Raw genomic sequence first — 17,436 nt, 5'->3', positions numbered from 1 at the left:
ACAGCACGGCAGAACTCCCAGAAAACAGCCCCTATTGGAAATCAAACTGGGAGTTCTGAGACCCCGGCATCACCCACAAAGCCAGCATTCATGCGGGTTCCACGGATTCTTCAGGGTCGACTAAACAGGAATGGACAAATGCCCGGGTTGTTTGGATACAACCGTTTCATTTCGACCACCGAGTGACCGCTTTGTGATGTCGTATGAATTTCCCATCCTGCTGCTATAGCAAGAATGTAGGTGTCAAGATTTTATGGAAAAGCGACGAAAATTAACAAGATGTTCAGTCTGAAATTCTCGACAAATACCGGATCGGAGATAAATTATGAGTACAAGATAGAATACGTCAGACGTACAGTTGATATCTATCCGAAACACTGATCATTTAAAGGGAAATATATGGGAATACTCGACACGCTCTCCTCGCTCTTTCGTAGGTCTGACGACACAAATGCAACTCGATTCGAGACAGGGCAGAGGGTGCATGCTTTTCTCCGCCCCCAGATTGACACACTCACCCAAGAGGGTGTACCCATTCACATCAACGAAATAACTGTTGGGTATGTTTCACATCTGGTCATGTTAATAACTAGAAAGCCAATCTCTCTGAATGATGTCCATGTGGCCATGGCGTGTGCTTTTCCAGGTCAGTCATCTTTGTTCATGATAGCGAACGCCCTTCAAATCTTTCAGGGCGACGTGGAACAAAAAGTGAAACTCGACGCTCTTTTCCCAATAGCTAAGGCGGAAATTGATGCTGGAGAGGGCGAATTCCTTATTCGCCACTCGCGACAGGGCCAAAAGGCTATAGAAAAGATGTTTGAGCCTAGGGCGGAACGCGAGGATCTTAGCAAAAGGCCAAGTTGGACGGCGAAGGACTTGGCTTAAGCAGTAGACCTGTACCGCCATTCTCAAATGGAAACAGAGGTCGAATTTCAGCATCGATAGGGTAAGTCTGAGCCAAGTTCTAAGCTGCCTATCTTTTTGGTGAACTGAATAACTTCACACTTGGTTTATTTAACGTCAATCAAGTTGGTCTCATTACCATTTGCTAGATGGGATTAACCTGATCCAGGCCTCCAATCTATCCCCTACTTATTAATTTCGTCATGAAGTCTAGGCCATAACGGGCGCAACTGCTTGCGGATTGCGCTCGAATCCATTAAGTCAGCGGCGCTGTATCCATAGCGGAGGAAATTTCGCTTTCCCACGTGCGAGTAACGCGTAAGCAGCTTCTTTAGGTAGAGTTTTCGCTCTGGCACTCCGAGGCGATTTCGAAGTGTGTTTTTTCTACGCATAGTCTGCTTGGCCAGTGAGACACCACGCTTCATGCGGTTTGAGAACTTCGCGAATGCTGCGGACCGGATTACGATACGTTGGCCATCGAACATAAATCCGAGGTATTGAAGTGGGCGATCCGACACCTGAAGCCCATCCTTGTTGATGAAGTCACAGGCATCTGTTTTATCTACATTGATACTGACTTCAAGTTTTTTCAACTCATTCAGTAGAAATGCCTCAGTTGAATCTCTCATACCCAGGGGCATCAAGAAAAGCATATCGTCACAATAGCGCATGTATGTACCGCCGTATGAGGTTACAAAGCTTAATGCCGCGCTATCGAATTCAAGCATGTAAATGTTGGAGAGCAGTGCACTAATGGCTGTCCCCTGCGGTATTCCTATTCCACTGGAGTTGGTCTCGATCAAATTGGCGTCGCGGATCCGTTCTCGATACTCGCTCGGAGTACAAAGACGTCTTCTCCCGCCGCTTCGAGGATTGTGAACTGAAACGTCGAGGGCGGCAAAGCCCTTATCGCGGTCAACAACAGAGAACTTTGTGACAGCCTTAAACACTGCATAGTGATCGGGGGACAGTTCCGCAACGCCAAGAAGTTCTTTCCAGCGCTGCTTTAAAAGCCGGTGCGAGATCGTATCAAAAAACTTTGTGATATCGAAAGCAACGGCGGTGCAATCACCCCTCGCTTTGATATCGTCGAATGCCCGTTTCGCAAAGTGAATGTTGTTCTTGCCGAGAGATCGAAATGCCAAGACTGAGTCGACAAGTTGACGCTCGGCGACCTTTTCTTCATAAATTGCCGACAGTGATTGGCAGTAATAGCTGAAGATCTGCGAATCGGAATGAGCTGCATACGAAATTTCTCGTAGCTTCTCTTTGGTTTCTATCTTGCCTGTGGTCTTATCTTGTCGGACCTTGGCGGTTTCGATCCTGAACCGAATGAGCGGCCAAAATGCATGCCGACTCACCGCTTTGGGATCGGTGACCAATTGTTGTGCCTTTTGAAGACTAAGAGGTTCGTCAAAATGCAAGTACCGGCGTAGCCGATACCAGGAAGGCGGATCTTCGTTCTTGTTGGTCATACGGTAGCAAAACCGGGGAGGGATGAGACCGTGGCAATCTACAACACCCACCCCGGCTTAACCAAGTGACAACTCATCACCATTTAGCGATGCAAAATGCACAGCGTAGCCACGCGTGTTAGCAATGTCGTACACTTTCCTGGAGGTCACCATGAGGTTAAATATCCAAGTGCAGCTGTCAAGTTGTTCCGGCTGGGCCGGGTGGCTTGACATCCTGTGACATACCCTCGGCTCCAATTAGCCGAGGCGTCCGCAGCTTAACATGCCCTAGGAAGAAGGAGACTATCCCGGCATCCATTTTGCGGACTATTTTTTTCAGGTCGCTAGAGTTAGTTCATGCCGACATAGCTGCGATCCTGCGGTGCAGTGTTTATTCGCTATCTCGATCTTCGAACAATAAAAACTGTTTGGCCAATAGATGCCAAGACCGTGAGCATCATGGTCTGTGACATTCGATGCCAACCTTCGTCTTGAAATATGTCTGCCATCGTTTCCAATCGCAGTAGGCCGTACTGAGCCTGTCAAGGTAGGCGGGCGCCGCCCATAGCGTAGCCTTCCTCTTATGTCGCACGTAGGCCGACAGGTTCCGGTGGCTAGCACTTCAATTTCTGCTGCATCCGTGCTCTCGCCCTGCGAAGTCCATCACAGGGCTAGTCGATAATGATTTGTGTCGACAGAGGCCATGCCCGAGACACACACCATTTCGATTCGAGCCCAGGGAGCCCGATGGACAAGAAGAATCTCTCCGAGAGCGACATCTGCGACAAGTTCATCCGCCCGGCCATGGAGACCGCTGGCTGGAATGGCATGGACCAGATCTACCGCGAGTTCCCCTTGCGGGCGGGCCGCGTGGTCGTTCGCGGCCAGAAGGCGTATCGGGACAAGACCACAGTGCTGCGTGCCGACTACGCGCTCTTCCACAAGCTCAATATCCCCTTGGCCGTGGTCGAGGCCAAAGACAACAGCCAAGCTGTGGGCGCCGGCATGGCCCAGGCCATCAACTACGCCGACCTGCTGGGCGTCCCTTTTAGCTTCTCATCCAATGGCGACGGCTTCGTCTTCCGCGACGCCACGATGGCCACCGGTGTGCTGGAGCAGACCATTTCGTTGGCAGAGTTTCCTAGCCCGACCGAGCTCTGGCGGCGCTATTGCGTTTGGAAAGGTTGGACGCCCGAAGTCGAGCGGATTGCCGGGTTCGACTACTCCCCCAGCAAGACCCCGCGCTACTACCAGCTCAACGCCATCAACCGCACGGTCGAGGCCATCGCCGGTGGGCAGAACCGTGTGCTGCTGGTCATGGCCACTGGCACCGGCAAGACCTACACCGCCTTCCAGATCATCTGGCGCCTTTGGAAGAGCGGTGCCAAGAAGCGCATCCTGTTCTTGGCCGACCGCAACATCCTGATCGACCAGACCATGGTCAACGACTTCCGCCCCTTCAAGGGCGCCATGGCCAAACTCAGTCCGAACGCCAAGGGCGTGGAGCGGATCGATGCGCAAGGCACGGTCACAGTTGACGACGTGGAACTGGCGGTCAACAAGACCACCAAGCAGGTCGACAAAAGCTACGAGATCTACCTGTCGCTCTACCAGGCCGTCACCGGCACGGAAGAGGAAAGCAACATCTACAAGCAGTTCTCCCCCGACTTCTTCGACCTCATCGTAGTTGACGAGTGCCACCGCGGCAGCGCCGCCGAAGATTCCGCCTGGCGCGACATCCTCACCTACTTCGGCAACGCCACCCAGATCGGCCTGACCGCCACGCCCAAGGAAACCGACACAGCGTCCAACATCCACTACTTCGGCGAACCGGTCTACACCTACAGCCTCAAACAGGGCATCGAAGACGGTTACCTCGCGCCCTACAAAGTCATCCGAATCGACTTGGATCGCGACACCTTCGGCTGGCGCCCCACCGAGGGCATGACCGACAAGGCGGGCAACCTGATCGAAGACCGGGTCTACACCGGCGCCGACATGAACCGCAAGCTCGTGCTGGAAAAACGCGATGAAGCCGTGGCTGCGAAGATCAACGAATACCTCAAGGCCACAGACCGCAACGCCAAGACCATCGTCTTCTGCGAAGACATCGACCACGCCGCCCGCATGCGCCAGGCCCTGGCCAATGCCAACGCCGACATCTGCGCCACCCAGCCCAAATACGTGGTGCAGATCACCGGCGACAACCAGGAAGGCAAGCGCGAGCTCGACAACTTCATCGACCCCGAAAAGACCTACCCTGTGATCGCCACCACCTCCAAGCTCATGAGCACCGGGGTGGACGCACAAACCTGCAAGCTCATCGTGCTGGACCAAAACATTCGCTCGATGACGCTGTTTAAGCAGATCATCGGCCGCGGCACCCGCCTGCGCGAAGACCTGGGCAAGAGCTGGTTCACCATCATGGACTTCAAGCGCGCCACAGAGCTGTTCGCCGACCCCGCCTTCGACGGTGACCCGGTGCAGATCTACGAGCCCGGCGAAGGCGACCCCATCGAGCCACCAGTGGTCGAAGATCCAGGTGCGCCCCAGCCACCGGGCGAAGGTCTGCCCCCCCTCGGCCCGATCATTGACGGCCCCGGCGAAGGGGGAATCGGAGAGCCCAAGAAGTACATTGTCGGCGGCATGGTCACTGTCTCCGTCGCCCGTGAGCGGGTGCAATACCTCAACGCCGACGGAAAGCTCATCACCGAGAGCCTGCGCGACTACACCCGCATCAACCTCACCCGCCAATACGACTCGCTCGACAAGTTCCTGCAAGCCTGGAACGACGCCGACCGAAAGGCCGCGCTCATCGAAGAACTGGAGCGCCAAGGCGTACTGATCGAAGCGCTGGCCGAAGAAGTCGCCCACACTGGTCTGAAAGACCTCGACCCGTTTGACCTGTTGCTGCACGTGGCCTACAACAAGCCGCCGCTCACCCGGCGCGAGCGGGCCAACCGCGTCAAGAAGCGCAACGTCTTCACCCAGTACGGCTCCATGGCGCGCCAGGTGATCGAAGCCCTGCTCGACAAGTACGCCGACGAAGGCATCACCACGCTGGAAGCCAACAATGTCCTCAGCCTGCCACCGATCAACCAGCTCGGCCTGGCTGCCGAACTGGTCAAAAGTTTCGGCGGCCGGCCGCAGTACCTGAAAGCCCTGAACACCCTGGAGCGCGAGCTGTACTCGCCCGCGGCTCCCTGATTCCCTGAACCCCCGAACGCATGTCCAATCTCTCCCCCGTCATCAAATCCATCCAAGACATCATGCGCCAGGACTCTGGCGTGGATGGCGATGCCCAGCGCATCTCGCAACTCACCTGGTTGCTTTTCCTCAAAGTGTTTGACGCGCTCGAAGAAGAGCTGGAACTCACCCGGGATACCTACAAGAGCCCCATCCCCGAAAGCATGCGCTGGCGCAACTGGGCTGCCGACCCCGAGGGCATGACCGGCGACGACCTGCAAGACTTCGTCAACACCGAGCTGTTCGTCACCCTCAAGAACCTGCCCGCCGACCCGGTGCGCAACCCGCGCGGCTACGTGGTGCGCGGCGTCTTTGAAGACGCCTACAACTACATGAAGAGTGGCCAGCTGCTGCGCCAGGTGATCAACAAGCTCAACACCATCGACTTCAACCGCCAGAGCGAGCGCCACCAGTTCAACGATCTCTACGAGAAGATCCTCAAAGACCTGCAAAGCGCTGGCAACGCGGGCGAGTTCTACACGCCACGCGCCGTCACCCAGTTCATGGTGGACATGCTCAACCCCCAGCTCGGCGAAACCGTGCTCGACCCCGCCACCGGCACCGGCGGCTTCCTGGTGTGCTCCATCGAGCACCTGCGCAAACAGGTCAAGACCACCGAAGACGAAACGGTGCTCCAGAAGAGCATTCGCGGTGTCGAGAAGAAGCAGCTGCCCCACATGCTGTGCGTGACCAACCTCATGCTCCACGGCATCGAAATACCCAGCAACATCCGGCACGACAACACGCTCGCCCGTCCGCTGCGCGAAGTCACCCAGGCCGACCGGGTGGACGTGGTGCTGACCAACCCGCCCTTCGGCGGCATTGAAGAGCCAGGTATTGAACAAGGCTTCCCGGCCGATGTGCGCACCAAAGAAACCGCCGACCTGTTCCTGGTGCTCATCAAACACATCCTCAAGGTCAACGGTCGCGCCGCCCTGGTGCTGCCCGACGGCACGCTGTTTGGCGAAGGCGTCAAAACCCGCATCAAGGAACAGTTGCTGACCGAGTGCAACCTGCACACCATCGTCCGCCTGCCCAACGGCGTGTTCGCCCCCTACACCGGCATCAAGACCAACCTGCTGTTCTTCACCAAGGGCCAGCCCACGCAGCACATCTGGTACTACGAGCACCCCTACCCCGAAGGCGTGAAGAGCTACAACAAGACCAAGCCCATCCGCATCGAAGAATTCGACTTTGAGAAAGCCTGGTGGGGCAGCGAGGCCGATGGCTTTGCCGAGCGGGTGGAGAACGAGCGCGCCTGGAAGGTGAGCATCGACCAGATCAAGGCCGCCAACTTCAACCTCGACCAGAAGAACCCGCACGCTGCCGAGCAGGAAAGCCACGATCCAGACGAGCTGTTGCGCCGCTACGCCAGCCTGCAAGCCGAAGCGCAGGGCCTGCGCGACCAACTCAAGGCCATCCTGGCCGAATCGCTGAGCGGAGCCCGCGCATGAGTGCGGTGATGGAAGCCCGCGAACCCAGCGCGAGGTACATCAGCGCCCTGCAGCCGCCACTGGTGCAGCAGTTCGACCTGCTGGCCACCGCGCCCGGCGGTGTGGCGCGGCTGCGCGAGCTGATCTTGACGCAGGCGGTGCAGGGCAAGCTGGTGCCGCAAGATCAGCAAGATGACCCCGCGAGTGAGCTGCTAAAAAAGATTCGGGCGGAGAAAGACCGGCTCATTGCCGAGGGCAAGATCAAGCGCGAAAAGCCGCCAGTAGAGATCGCGGAGAAGGAACCACCATTCGCGTTGCCGCGAGGTTGGGAATGGGTGCAACTCGGCGAAATCGGTCTCGTTGGATCGAGTAGCCGGGTCCATCAGAGCGATTGGAAAGAATGCGGCGTGCCCTTCTATCGGGCGAGAGAGATCGTCAAACTTTCCAAGGATGGTTATGTATCAAACGAACTCTTCATTTCTGAGGAGCTATTCGCTTCACTGACACTGAGTGGTTGGGTTCCTGAAGAGAATGACATCATGATCACCGGTGTAGGAACCATCGGGATTCCGTATGTGGTTCGTCCGTCAGACCGGTTCTATTTCAAAGATGCAAGCGTCCTGATTTTCAAGAACTATGGTCACCTAAATGCGCAGTGGTTGACCTGGCTTATGCGATCGCCGTTGTGGATTGACGGGATACATGAACACAGCATGGGTACGACGGTAGATACGTTGACCATTTCGAGAGCGAACATCGCTTTGCTACCGCTGCCGCCCGCTAACGAACAAACCCGCATCGTCACCCGCGTCGAAGAACTCATGCGCCTGTGCGACGCCCTCGAAACCAAGGGCCAGCTCGAAGCCGCGCAACACGCCCAGCTCGTGCAAACCCTGCTGGGCGCACTGACCGCCAGCACCTCGCCCGAAGAACTGGCAGACAACTGGCAACGCGTCGCCACCCACTTTGACCTCCTGCTCGACCGCCCCGAAGCCATCGACGCCCTGGAGCAAACCATCCTGCAACTGGCCGTGCGCGGCCTGCTCGTGCCCCAGAACCCCAAGGACGAACCTGCCGGCGAACTGCTGAAGAAGATTCGCGCCGAGAAAGATCGCCTGATCGCGGACGGCAAGAACAAGCGGGACAAACCGATGGAGCCGGTAGCGATAGAGAATGTGCCGTTTGCCCTTCCGAAAGGGTGGTCCTGGGTGCGATTCGACGAGTTGATACACCCCCTCAAGCCAATCGCTTACGGTGTGCTGGTACCAGGGCCTGATGTTGAAGAAGGTGTGCCGTTTGTCCGTATCGCGGATCTGTCTATCGACAATCCTGCGCCCATGCCAGAAAAGTCCATTGGTCGCGACATCGACAGCCAGTTTCAGAGAACTCGGCTGGAAGGCGGCGAGATATTGATGGGAGTTGTTGGCAGCATTGGCAAGCTGGGTGTTGCTCCTCCGACTTGGGCGGGAGCAAACATTGCACGTGCCATCTGTCGCATTGTTCCGGCTGATAGCGGCTTAAGGGAGTTCGTTCTCTTCTTGCTGCAGACAGAGTTCATGCAACAGAGCTTTGTCGGCGATACGCGAACGTTGGCACAACCGACTCTGAATGTTGGATTGATTCGTCAAGCGATTACGCCAGTTCCACCCCCCGCAGAGCAAGCACGCATCGTTGCCCGCGTAGGCTTGCTGCGCCGCCACTGCGCCGAACTGCGCCAGCGTATAACCGCCAGCCAAACTACCCAAGCCCACCTGGCCGAAGCTTTGATCGACGAGGTGACCTAAGCATGTCGTTCGTCGGCGAAGCCACCGGGGTGCTGGGTCTGCTGGGTAAAGGGTGGAACCTGCTGCGCGACCGCCTGGACCCGGCCCGCGCACAAGCCCAGCGCCTCATCGAGACCTTCGAGGCCTACGGCATCGCCCGCCAGCAGATCACCCGCCTCCTGCCCCCCGAGCTGAAGCTGCCCAACGCCGCGTTCTCGACACCAGACAAGCTGAAAGACAAGGTCACGCCTGAGCTACTGGACTGGGCTTCAGGCAATTTGGCGATCAACCGCGCCTGGTTGGACGGCGTAAGCCCGCAACCCCACCTGAGGGTGGACAAATACAAGCAGCCGGCACTCTACCGTGACTGGCTGCTGGAACGCCAGCGGATTGCACCGAACGTCCGTCCCATCTTGCTGGTGTGGAAGGCCGCGGGTTCACCGGTTGGTCCCGAGGCCGATGGCCCTTTGTGCCTAGTTTATGAAGAGATCAGCGATGGGCTGGACGGTTCCGAACTGTCGCGCTACTGGTTGCTTTCCGAAGGGTGGCGCTGGGACCACTCACCCTGTGTATCCAACATGGTGGCCGCGGTCGCGGTGGCCCAGTCGTTGGGCGTGATGGTGATCGGGCAGGATGTTCCATTGCCATTGCTGCTGCAGCTGGAAGAAGGCAAAAGGCTGGCTCCCGCAGTCGCCCAGAAGCGCCAGCGCCTGTGGCACCCCGACGACCTGATCACACCCTTGTCAGGTACCGATACGCCATGGCGGCAAGCCGTGTGGAAGGACGCGGAAGGCTGGTTGCCTGGCAGCAAAAGCCTGACTCCTCCGAATGCCGATGCGGCACAAATTTCCGAAGCTATCCGAAAAGAAACGACATGAGCACCTTCGACAGCACCAAGCGCCTTCTGCCGGACATTCTGGCGGACATCGTCAAAGGCAAGATTCAGCTGCCTGATTTTCAGCGGGGCTGGGTCTGGGATGACGACCACATCCGCAGCCTGCTGGTGAGTGTGGCGAGGTCGTTTCCGGTGGGTGCGGTGATGTTGCTGGAAACGGGTGGGGAAGCCCGCTTCCAGCTTCGGCCTGTTGAGGGTGTACCACTGGCAGCCGATGCACACGCCGATTTGTTGATTCTGGATGGTCAGCAGCGACTAACCACGATGACCCAAGTACTGGCGCTTAAGTCGGCAGTGAAGACCCGCACGGAAAAAGGCAAACCGATCGAGCGCCACTATTACTGGCACATCCCGACGGCGTTGGAGGGCGGTGAAAGGCTGGACGACGCGGTTCTGGCCGTTGAGTCGGACAGGGTCTTACGCACCAACTTTGGCAAAGACATCAAGCTGGACTTGAGCAGCCCGCAGAAGGAGTGTCAGCAGCTCTATTTCCCTTGCGATCAGATATTGAACTCGGATGCTTGGGAGGAAGCGTTGCAGGAGCACGCGCCGGAGCACTTCGCCCAATACATGATGTTTCGCAAAGAGGTTCTGGGCGCGTTTCGCAACTACCAGTTGCCGGTGATCCAGTTGCACAAATCGACTTCGAAAGAGGCGGTGTGCCTGGTCTTCGAAAAGGTGAACACTGGCGGCGTGCCGCTAAATGTGTTTGAGCTGATGACGGCGACCTATGCAGCGGATGGATACAACCTTCGCGACGACTGGTTCGGCAGCAAGTTGCGCAACGTTCAGTCTCGCAAAGAGAGGCTGTGCAAAGAGCCCGTTTTGCAGCAAGTGGAGACCACGGACTTCCTTCAGGCGGTGACGATGCTCCACACACTGGAAAGGCGCCACGCCGATCTTGCTGCCGGCAAACGCGACAAACAGGTGACTCCGGTCAGCGCCAAACGAGCATCCATTCTTGTCCTGGAACTGGCCGACTTCCAAAAGTGGGCCACCCCGGTCGAGCAGGGCTTCATGCTGGCGGCAAAGTTTCTGCGAAGAGAGCAAGTTCGAGATCCACGCGAACTGCCCTACAGGACCCAGTTGGCGCCGCTGGCCGCCGTGTTGGCGGTGTTGAAAGAGCGCTGGCTGGAGCCGAAGATCAACGAGAAGCTGTCGCGCTGGTATTGGTGCGGCGTGTTGGGCGAGCTGTACGGCGGCGCGGTGGAGACACGCATTGCCAACGACGTGGAGGAGTTGTTGGCCTGGGTTGACGATGACACTGAAGTGCCACGGACGGTGATGGACGCGACCTTCAACCCCGACCGGCTCGACCGCATCAGCTCGCGACTGAGCGCAGCGTACAAGGGCATCAACATGCTGGTGGTGCGGGAGGGAGCTGCGGACTTTTTCTGGAAAGGCAAGATTCAGGAGCTGGACCAGGAAGACATTGCGCTGGATATCCACCACATCTTTCCGCAGGACTGGTGCGAGAAGAAGACCATTCCGCGTGCGCGCTACAACGCGATCGTGAACAAGACGCCCATCTCCTACAAGGCGAACCGGATGATCGGCGGAGTCGCCCCATCGATGTATCTGGGAAAGCTTCAGTCGCACAAGCAGGTGCAGCTGCCAGACGATGCCATGGATGCGCTACTGGCCACCCATTGCATTGACGCCCAAGCGATGCGTAGCGATGACTTTGACCGCTTCTACGAAGCCCGAAAGGCGGCGCTGTTGGACCTGATCAAGAGCGCCATGGGAAAAGCACCCGAGTCATGGGTTGAGGTTGATGTCAATGCCAACGCGGACGAGGACGAGGACGAAACCGCAGAGCAAAGCTGACATCCCGGGCGACATCCCCAACGATACATACGCGGTGGCCTACGCGGACCTTCCTGAGTTTCAAAAATGAAAAGCGCACTGTTCGTCGACTTCGACAACGTCTATTCAGCCCTTCGCCGCCTTGACCCAGCGGTCGCTGAGCGTTTTGCCTTCCAGCCCATCAACTGGATGCGCTGGCTGACCGATTCGCTGATGGCTCCTCCGCACGCTCCAGACGGAGCGAAGCGGCGCCTGCTGGTGCGCCGGTGCTACCTGAACCCGCAGGCCTATCAGCGCTTTCGACCGGCGTTCAACCGGGCCGGTTTCGAGATCATCGATTGCCCGCCCATGACGAGCGAAGGCAAGACCAGTACGGACATCCACATGGTGCTGGATGTCGTGGACCTGTTGCAGCACGAGGTGCACTACGACGAGTTCATCGTGTTCTCTGCAGACGCGGACTTCACGCCGCTCCTGCGGAAACTGCGGCGCTCGGACAGGCGCACAACGGTACTGGCCGTGGGCTTTCCTTCAGCAGCCTACCAGGCCTCTGCCGACCTGCTCATCGACCAGGACGACTTCATCCGTTTTGGGTTGGGGTTTGCAGACCCAGAACCCGCCCCGGTACCGGCCACTGTTGCGGTAAGTCGTTCAGCCGCGGACATCACCAAAGATGTCAAGTCGCTCATCGCGCGCTACGTCGCGGAGTCTTCCAAGCCAGTTTCTCTTGCCTGGCTGGCCAGTAAGGCGCTCAAGGAGGTGGACGGTCTGGATGCCGCCGACTGGGCGGGGTACAGCGGCTTCAGGAAGCTGGTGGAGGCATTGCAAATGCCGAAGCTCCGGGTGAACTGGGAAACTGGAACAGTGCTCGATCCCGCGCGTCACGCAGCGAGCGCGCCAGTGCAGGAGCCGTCGGTCAAGCCTGTTCCGCTCGACACTCTGTTCGTCGAGGTGGCTCGTCTTATCCAGACCGAGTTGGCTCAGGCCGGGCGCCCGGTCTCTTGCGCCCGGCTGGCCCAGATGATTGTGGATAGGTACAGCGCACTGGCGGCGGACTGGGGTGGAAAGGGTTCGTTCCGGAAGTTTCTAGAGGCACTGGATCTGGGTCGTCTTGAGTTGAGCTGGGAGAACGATGGCGGTCAAGTCCGAGATCCACAAGCGCCAGCGGTTGTGACGGCACCCGAGAAGCCGTCAGCCAACCGCACACAGGACTGGGGAAAGCAGGCGCAACTGTACCCAGCCATCCAGCAAATCCACATTGCCACAGGCATGCCGCTGATTGCTCCCCGTGAGATGCAGGGGCTGCTTGGCGCGCTGGTCACTGAGGTGGCCAATCAACCGTTTGCCTTGTCGGACACCGGCAAGCGAGTGCGTGATCGTTGCCGTGAGGCCGGCCTGGGTGTCAGCCGCGCAGATGTCAGCTATGTGCTCAAGGGCATTCTGATTGCGGGCCATGAGTTCAGCACGGGTAACGACAACGTCCCGGCGTTGAGCAGCCGCTTCATCGAAAGCATGCGTGTGATCTGTGCGGGTGAACAGATTGCCTTGGATGAGGCCGCTGAGGCTGCGCTCCGTGAATGGAGTTCGGGTACGGGGATCTGAGTCTGCCGCATTGGGCGTGCGCTTCTTCAGCAGAGGAGTTGTCAAGCAGCTTGACAAATTGGGCCGATCTACAGGGCACTCCCTGACCTGGGGGCACTTGCATCGACCTGCTGACTGGCCGCACTCCCAGTCGCAGCTGACAGGGGTCGGACGGTCCGACCCCGTCGGAGGTAATTGAGGAGTGGGAGATAGGGATGACGGCAGGATAGGCTGCGCGCCAGCAAATGGATGCCTTTAGGTGGTTCGTTGTTGAAGATGCGATGGCTATGCGAGGGACCGAAAAAAGTCGTACGAAACTGTTTTTCAACGAAGCGTTGTACTGCATATCCCGGGGTCTGCTCATGGGCAACTCATACAGCACACTGGTTCACAACCAACGTGGTCGTTTTTCGAGAGTCCCCGTCAAATATGGGTAGAGCAGAGCACTTATTATGATCGTGAAGCCACCAGTAACATCAAGGCTGCCTTTGCCTCAACAGAACTTGGCCGAAATAGTCGCCAATCTCGTACACTGTTTCTGGAGTCCGTGAAGTCGTAAACGAAAGCCGAATTTCCTAGTGTCACTTTCGGTTGAGAAGTGCGGAATTTACTTGACACTCTTTTGAGTGGTATTTACGCTAGGCAGTGATGAAATCAGTCGCTAATAGAGCTCGCGTAAAAATTTATCGCCGAAAAAGGGGGTTTAAATCTATGCGTAGTGTCATCGTGACATTTTTTATATTCACGGCTTCGCAGTGGAGGAAACGCGCCCGCAAAACAGGTTCTTTGAGCTAATGCCGTGCGGATCTTGATGCAGCAAGATGCATGAGGTTATATTTTGAAGGCTTTGGGCCGGATCATGTGATGAGTTTTTGAAATTTTGAGTAAGGCGTTCTTGCGTCCCGAGTCTTATTGGGGTGTTTGACTGTAAGAGAACAGGGCTTCGCAATAAGAGCACATGGCTTTGAAAGGCTTTGACCTGTTGTCCGTCTTGTCGCATTCGTTTCTTTGAATATTGGTATTAATGTTGGACTGAAAATGAACGAAAAAATTGAGATTCAGCTGGCTATTCAAGGGGGCGGGGCCAGAATAGTGGCGATCATGGCTGTCTTAGAAGCGCTTGATGAACTTGGAGACAAGATTTCTGTTTCGCGCATAGTAGGGACTTCTGCGGGGGCAATTGCGGGTGCGATATTTGCAAGTGATGTGGGTATCCCTTCTATTACCAAGGAGTGGGCTGGTGGACGACTGGCCAAACTGTTGTCCAGTTTTCAGATGCCGAAGGCATCGTTCTTTATGCCCAAGGCATTGAGCTTGGCTAGGCTCTTGATGAAGCCTCAGCCTGTTTGGGATAGTAAGGTGATACATGAGTACTTGGATTCCATCTTTGCTCGCTGTCGTTTGCCAGTTCATACATTTGACGATTTGCGAAAAATCAAGGGCATAGATGTCTCCGTCATTAGTACTAACTTGAGGAATAAGAGTTCTGAAGAGAGCCGGCAGAATGATCCCGTTGTTACTACGCTAATCGATTCTGCTGGGTTGCCTTATTTGTTGAGGAAGTGGAGTGGAGGCGGTAGCCCAGTAATTGTTGATGGTGGAATTGGCGACAATCTTCCTGCCTCTAGGTTAGATCACTCTCTTCTTGATGTGACTCCTGTATGTATATCATTTGTGCCAAAGGTTGGTGCCAATGCCAACCCTGAGGACTTTAAAGGGTTTTCATTGGCGCTGCTCGATGCTGCTATTGATGTGTCAAGTAAGAAGTCGGCGACCATCGTTCCAAACACTTATTTTGTTGACACTCCGATTTCTACATTTAATTTTGAGGCTGCTCTGGAGGCGATAGCATCGGGTGAGTACGACAGAATTAAATCTGATGCAAAATTGTGGTTTGCCAAGTTGCATGCGGATATCATTTCTAAACGTACGCAGAATGCAATTGCATTTTCTGTAACTGCACTCCATCCATGGCAAACTGAGAACGCTGTGGCTAAGGCGTTGATGTCCGGAGTTTGGACGGCTATTGAGGCGCAGTTTCAAGATCAACTCTTTCACTTTCATCATGCGGAGTTGCGCATAACTCTTGGTGGATTATTGAATGAAGATCGCCAAGATGAGTTGTGCTATTCGATTGAGTTTGAGCCTGGTGATGACCCTTTGTATTGCTATTGGCTGGGAGTTGCTGACGGTGTGGAGAATCAACTTACAGCAGAGCCGGACTTCAAGGTTACTGAAGTTGCTTCGGGTGAATTTGTCCGACATACGCGCATCCCTGCAATTAGTCCTCTTGATCCATCCGCTAGATTTGTGGCTGTGTTTTTTACGCCGGCGCTGAAAAAAGGAGCTAGGTATCGATTGGTGCAGACGGAGGTGGGGCGGGGGCTGCTAAATAGGCTAAATTCTGAGGGGAAGGATGAGTTTGGGGTTGATCCGAATAGAGTCCTTGGGTCGATAGGGAAGGTTCGGTTGATTATCGATACCCCGGAGAAAATGGGGCATGTAACAATTAAACCCAGGCGTACAAATCGTGCTGCAAAAGCCTGTGAGTACTATCCTAAAGATACAAACTTTCCTGCCGATATTCCAACGCTAAAGGGGTTTGATACCCATGTGGTGGAAGGGGAGAATGTTCAGGGGCTTTTCGCGCTTGACATCCAGGTCCCGAAGTGACTAACATCAACCATTCAATTTTTACATCCGTGGACTACATCAAGAAAATCTGATTTCCGACGGAGGCAAGAGTGTTGCCGTTCTGTCGGATAGGCGCGTTTTGGGCGCCGCTAGCTCAGTGCACAGCTCACGCATGTACTGAGCTTTGTTGCGCTGGTGCGCGTACTTCAGGACGGTTTACTAGTCATTTACAGGCTCGACGGTCGACTCGATGGGGCAGACGCCGTGGAGAGCTGGTACGCATCCCTCAGGGACGCTGGTCTACTGTGTCTGTTGGTGGTGGCTGATCGGTTTTCAAGGCCGAATGCCAGCAAGCTCTGGGTACTTGGCTACAAAAGCTACGATAACGCCTTGGCCGAGACGCTCAATAGGCTGAACAAGGCCGAAGTGATTCATCGCCCGTCCTGGGCAACCCGAGAAACGGTGGGGCTGGCAACCTTGGGGTCGGTGTCCTGGTTCAACAGCCGTTTGCGGCGCTCACCCTTTGATTCATCCTGTCGGCATAAGCTGAGGCAGGTTACTACCGGCAACCTCCCAGTCAAACGTCAGCATGAAGCTGTTGAATGTGTTGTTTAAAGCCAACACCTGACAGGTGATGTGGGTCTTCGATGTTTGTTCCGACACCTGTTCTTTTGGGTATTTTGTCGGTGGTTCGAGGACGTTTTTCTTATCAATTTTTCGTGCAGTAACTCCTGCAGTAACTGCGTTTTTGATGTTTTTTCTTGGGGCTTGTTTCTTGATCTCTGGACGATCTTGAGGTGGGGTCCCAGGCCACCAAATCCCAAAACGCCCAGCCCTGCTGGGCGTTTTGCTTTGTGGCTTCACCACCTCTCTGCCGTGAGATCCTCGATCCACATCGTCGACGTCGACCGCACCGAAACCTGGACGCGCTACCGCGCCGGGCTGTGTGATTCCTGCGTCGCCAACTGCTGCACCATGCCGCTGGAAGTGCGGCTGCCGGATCTCGTGCGGCTGGGCCTCGTCGATCCGTTCGAGGTGGAGCACGAGGCGCCCAAGCAGATCGCCAAGCGGCTGGAGAAGGCCGGGCTGATCGACCACTTCAATTTCAAGCGCGAGGTATTCACCATCGCGCGGCGCGCCAGTGGCGACTGCCACTTTCTGGACGCGAAGACGCGCCGCTGCACGGTGTACGAGCAGCGGCCCGACACCTGCCGCAAGCACCCGCTGGTCAGCCCGCGCCCGAACCACTGCCCTTACGGCGCCAAGCGCACCGCGGGGTCTGGTCCTCTGCATGAGCGCTGATCCTCTGCCCCTGTGGTCGGCCGCCGATCTGGTGGGGCTGGCGACGGTGGAGAGGCGCCCGGACTGCGCGGCGTGTGCGCCGCTGGTGTGTCCCGGGTGGGAGTCGGTGCCCTCGACGTTCGATCTGTCGACGCTGCAGTGCGTGGGTACTTTGCGCGGCGAAGATGCCGAAGAAGCCACTCTCCTGGAGCACCACCCGCGCGGCACCCACGGCTGGTCGGTCGACGCACCGATCGCACCGGCCTTCTTCCCCTACAACCGCTGCGAGGTCTGGGCCTGCAAGGCCTGCGCGAGGCCGTTCCTGCGCTACACCGAATACGGCGGCTACTACGAAGACCAGCGCATCCGCGAGCTCCGTGCGGAATGGATCGAGGACGCGCAGCCCTGAAGCGCTGACGCGGCGAACCGCAGCTTCC

12 protein-coding genes and 1 pseudogene are annotated in these 17,436 nt (G+C 56.6%); 10 read left to right on the top strand and 3 right to left on the bottom strand.

Going from position 1 to position 17,436, the window contains the following annotated elements:
- Positions 1 to 651: 651 nt before the first annotated feature.
- Together ACS5NL_RS07255 and drt2 are read right to left on the bottom strand one after the other, a co-directional pair.
- On the bottom strand, positions 652 to 942 hold the full coding sequence (locus ACS5NL_RS07255; protein ID WP_439352958.1) for a hypothetical protein: 291 nt from the start codon (positions 940 to 942) through the stop codon (positions 652 to 654).
- A gap of 149 nt (positions 943 to 1,091) precedes the next feature.
- On the bottom strand, positions 1,092 to 2,381 hold the full coding sequence (gene drt2 / locus ACS5NL_RS07250) for an antiviral reverse transcriptase Drt2 (RefSeq protein WP_439352957.1): 1,290 nt from the start codon (positions 2,379 to 2,381) through the stop codon (positions 1,092 to 1,094).
- 726 nt (positions 2,382 to 3,107) lie between these two features.
- Between drt2 and hsdR the strand changes: the two genes are divergently transcribed.
- The 8 genes and pseudogenes from hsdR to ACS5NL_RS07210 form a co-directional block, all read left to right on the top strand.
- Positions 3,108 to 5,567, top strand: a complete 2,460-nt coding sequence (gene hsdR, locus ACS5NL_RS07245; RefSeq protein WP_439352956.1) for an EcoAI/FtnUII family type I restriction enzme subunit R — start codon at positions 3,108 to 3,110, stop codon at positions 5,565 to 5,567.
- 20 nt (positions 5,568 to 5,587) lie between these two features.
- Positions 5,588 to 7,060 carry a type I restriction-modification system subunit M gene (locus ACS5NL_RS07240; RefSeq protein WP_439352955.1) on the top strand — a complete coding sequence of 491 codons (1,473 nt, stop codon included), beginning with the start codon at positions 5,588 to 5,590 and terminating at the stop codon, positions 7,058 to 7,060.
- Positions 7,057 to 8,823, top strand: coding sequence for a restriction endonuclease subunit S (locus ACS5NL_RS07235; RefSeq protein ID WP_439352954.1), 1,767 nt, complete (start codon positions 7,057 to 7,059; stop codon positions 8,821 to 8,823). The genes ACS5NL_RS07240 and ACS5NL_RS07235 overlap by 4 nt, the downstream gene beginning before the upstream one ends.
- Positions 8,824 to 8,825: 2 nt before the next feature.
- On the top strand, positions 8,826 to 9,680 hold the full coding sequence (locus tag ACS5NL_RS07230; protein WP_439352953.1) for a hypothetical protein: 855 nt from the start codon (positions 8,826 to 8,828) through the stop codon (positions 9,678 to 9,680).
- Positions 9,677 to 11,524: a GmrSD restriction endonuclease domain-containing protein gene (locus ACS5NL_RS07225; RefSeq protein WP_439352952.1), complete on the top strand. Its 1,848-nt coding sequence runs from the start codon at positions 9,677 to 9,679 to the stop codon at positions 11,522 to 11,524. Before ACS5NL_RS07230 ends, ACS5NL_RS07225 begins: the two co-directional genes overlap by 4 nt.
- 66 nt (positions 11,525 to 11,590) lie before the next feature.
- A complete protein-coding gene (locus ACS5NL_RS07220) occupies positions 11,591 to 13,105 on the top strand; it encodes an NYN domain-containing protein (RefSeq protein WP_439352951.1) in 1,515 nt (504 codons plus the stop codon).
- A gap of 1,017 nt (positions 13,106 to 14,122) precedes the next feature.
- On the top strand, positions 14,123 to 15,757 hold the full coding sequence (locus tag ACS5NL_RS07215) for a patatin-like phospholipase family protein (RefSeq protein ID WP_439352950.1): 1,635 nt from the start codon (positions 14,123 to 14,125) through the stop codon (positions 15,755 to 15,757).
- Between the two features lie 336 nt (positions 15,758 to 16,093).
- A pseudogene (locus ACS5NL_RS07210) lies at positions 16,094 to 16,333 on the top strand (hypothetical protein); the annotation flags it as partial.
- On the opposite strand, the gene ACS5NL_RS07205 reads toward ACS5NL_RS07210, so the two are convergent.
- Entirely contained in the window at positions 16,247 to 16,582 is a 336-nt protein-coding gene (locus ACS5NL_RS07205; RefSeq protein ID WP_439352974.1) for a hypothetical protein, read from the bottom strand. The pseudogene ACS5NL_RS07210 and the gene ACS5NL_RS07205 overlap by 87 nt on opposite strands.
- Positions 16,583 to 16,594: 12 nt before the next feature.
- On the opposite strand from ACS5NL_RS07205, the gene ACS5NL_RS07200 reads away from it, so the two are divergent.
- Both ACS5NL_RS07200 and ACS5NL_RS07195 read left to right on the top strand, forming a co-directional pair.
- Entirely contained in the window at positions 16,595 to 17,020 is a 426-nt protein-coding gene (locus tag ACS5NL_RS07200) for a YkgJ family cysteine cluster protein (RefSeq protein WP_411364812.1), read from the top strand.
- The gene (locus tag ACS5NL_RS07195) at positions 17,010 to 17,408 is read left to right on the top strand and encodes a hypothetical protein (RefSeq protein ID WP_439352949.1); all 399 of its coding nucleotides are present in this window, start codon (positions 17,010 to 17,012) and stop codon (positions 17,406 to 17,408) included. Before ACS5NL_RS07200 ends, ACS5NL_RS07195 begins: the two co-directional genes overlap by 11 nt.
- Positions 17,409 to 17,436: the final 28 nt, after the last annotated feature.

This window comes from Hydrogenophaga sedimenti, from assembly GCF_051857515.1.
Lineage (GTDB): Bacteria > Pseudomonadota > Gammaproteobacteria > Burkholderiales > Burkholderiaceae_C > Hydrogenophaga.
This window is presented reverse-complemented; position numbering and strand designations above follow the sequence as displayed.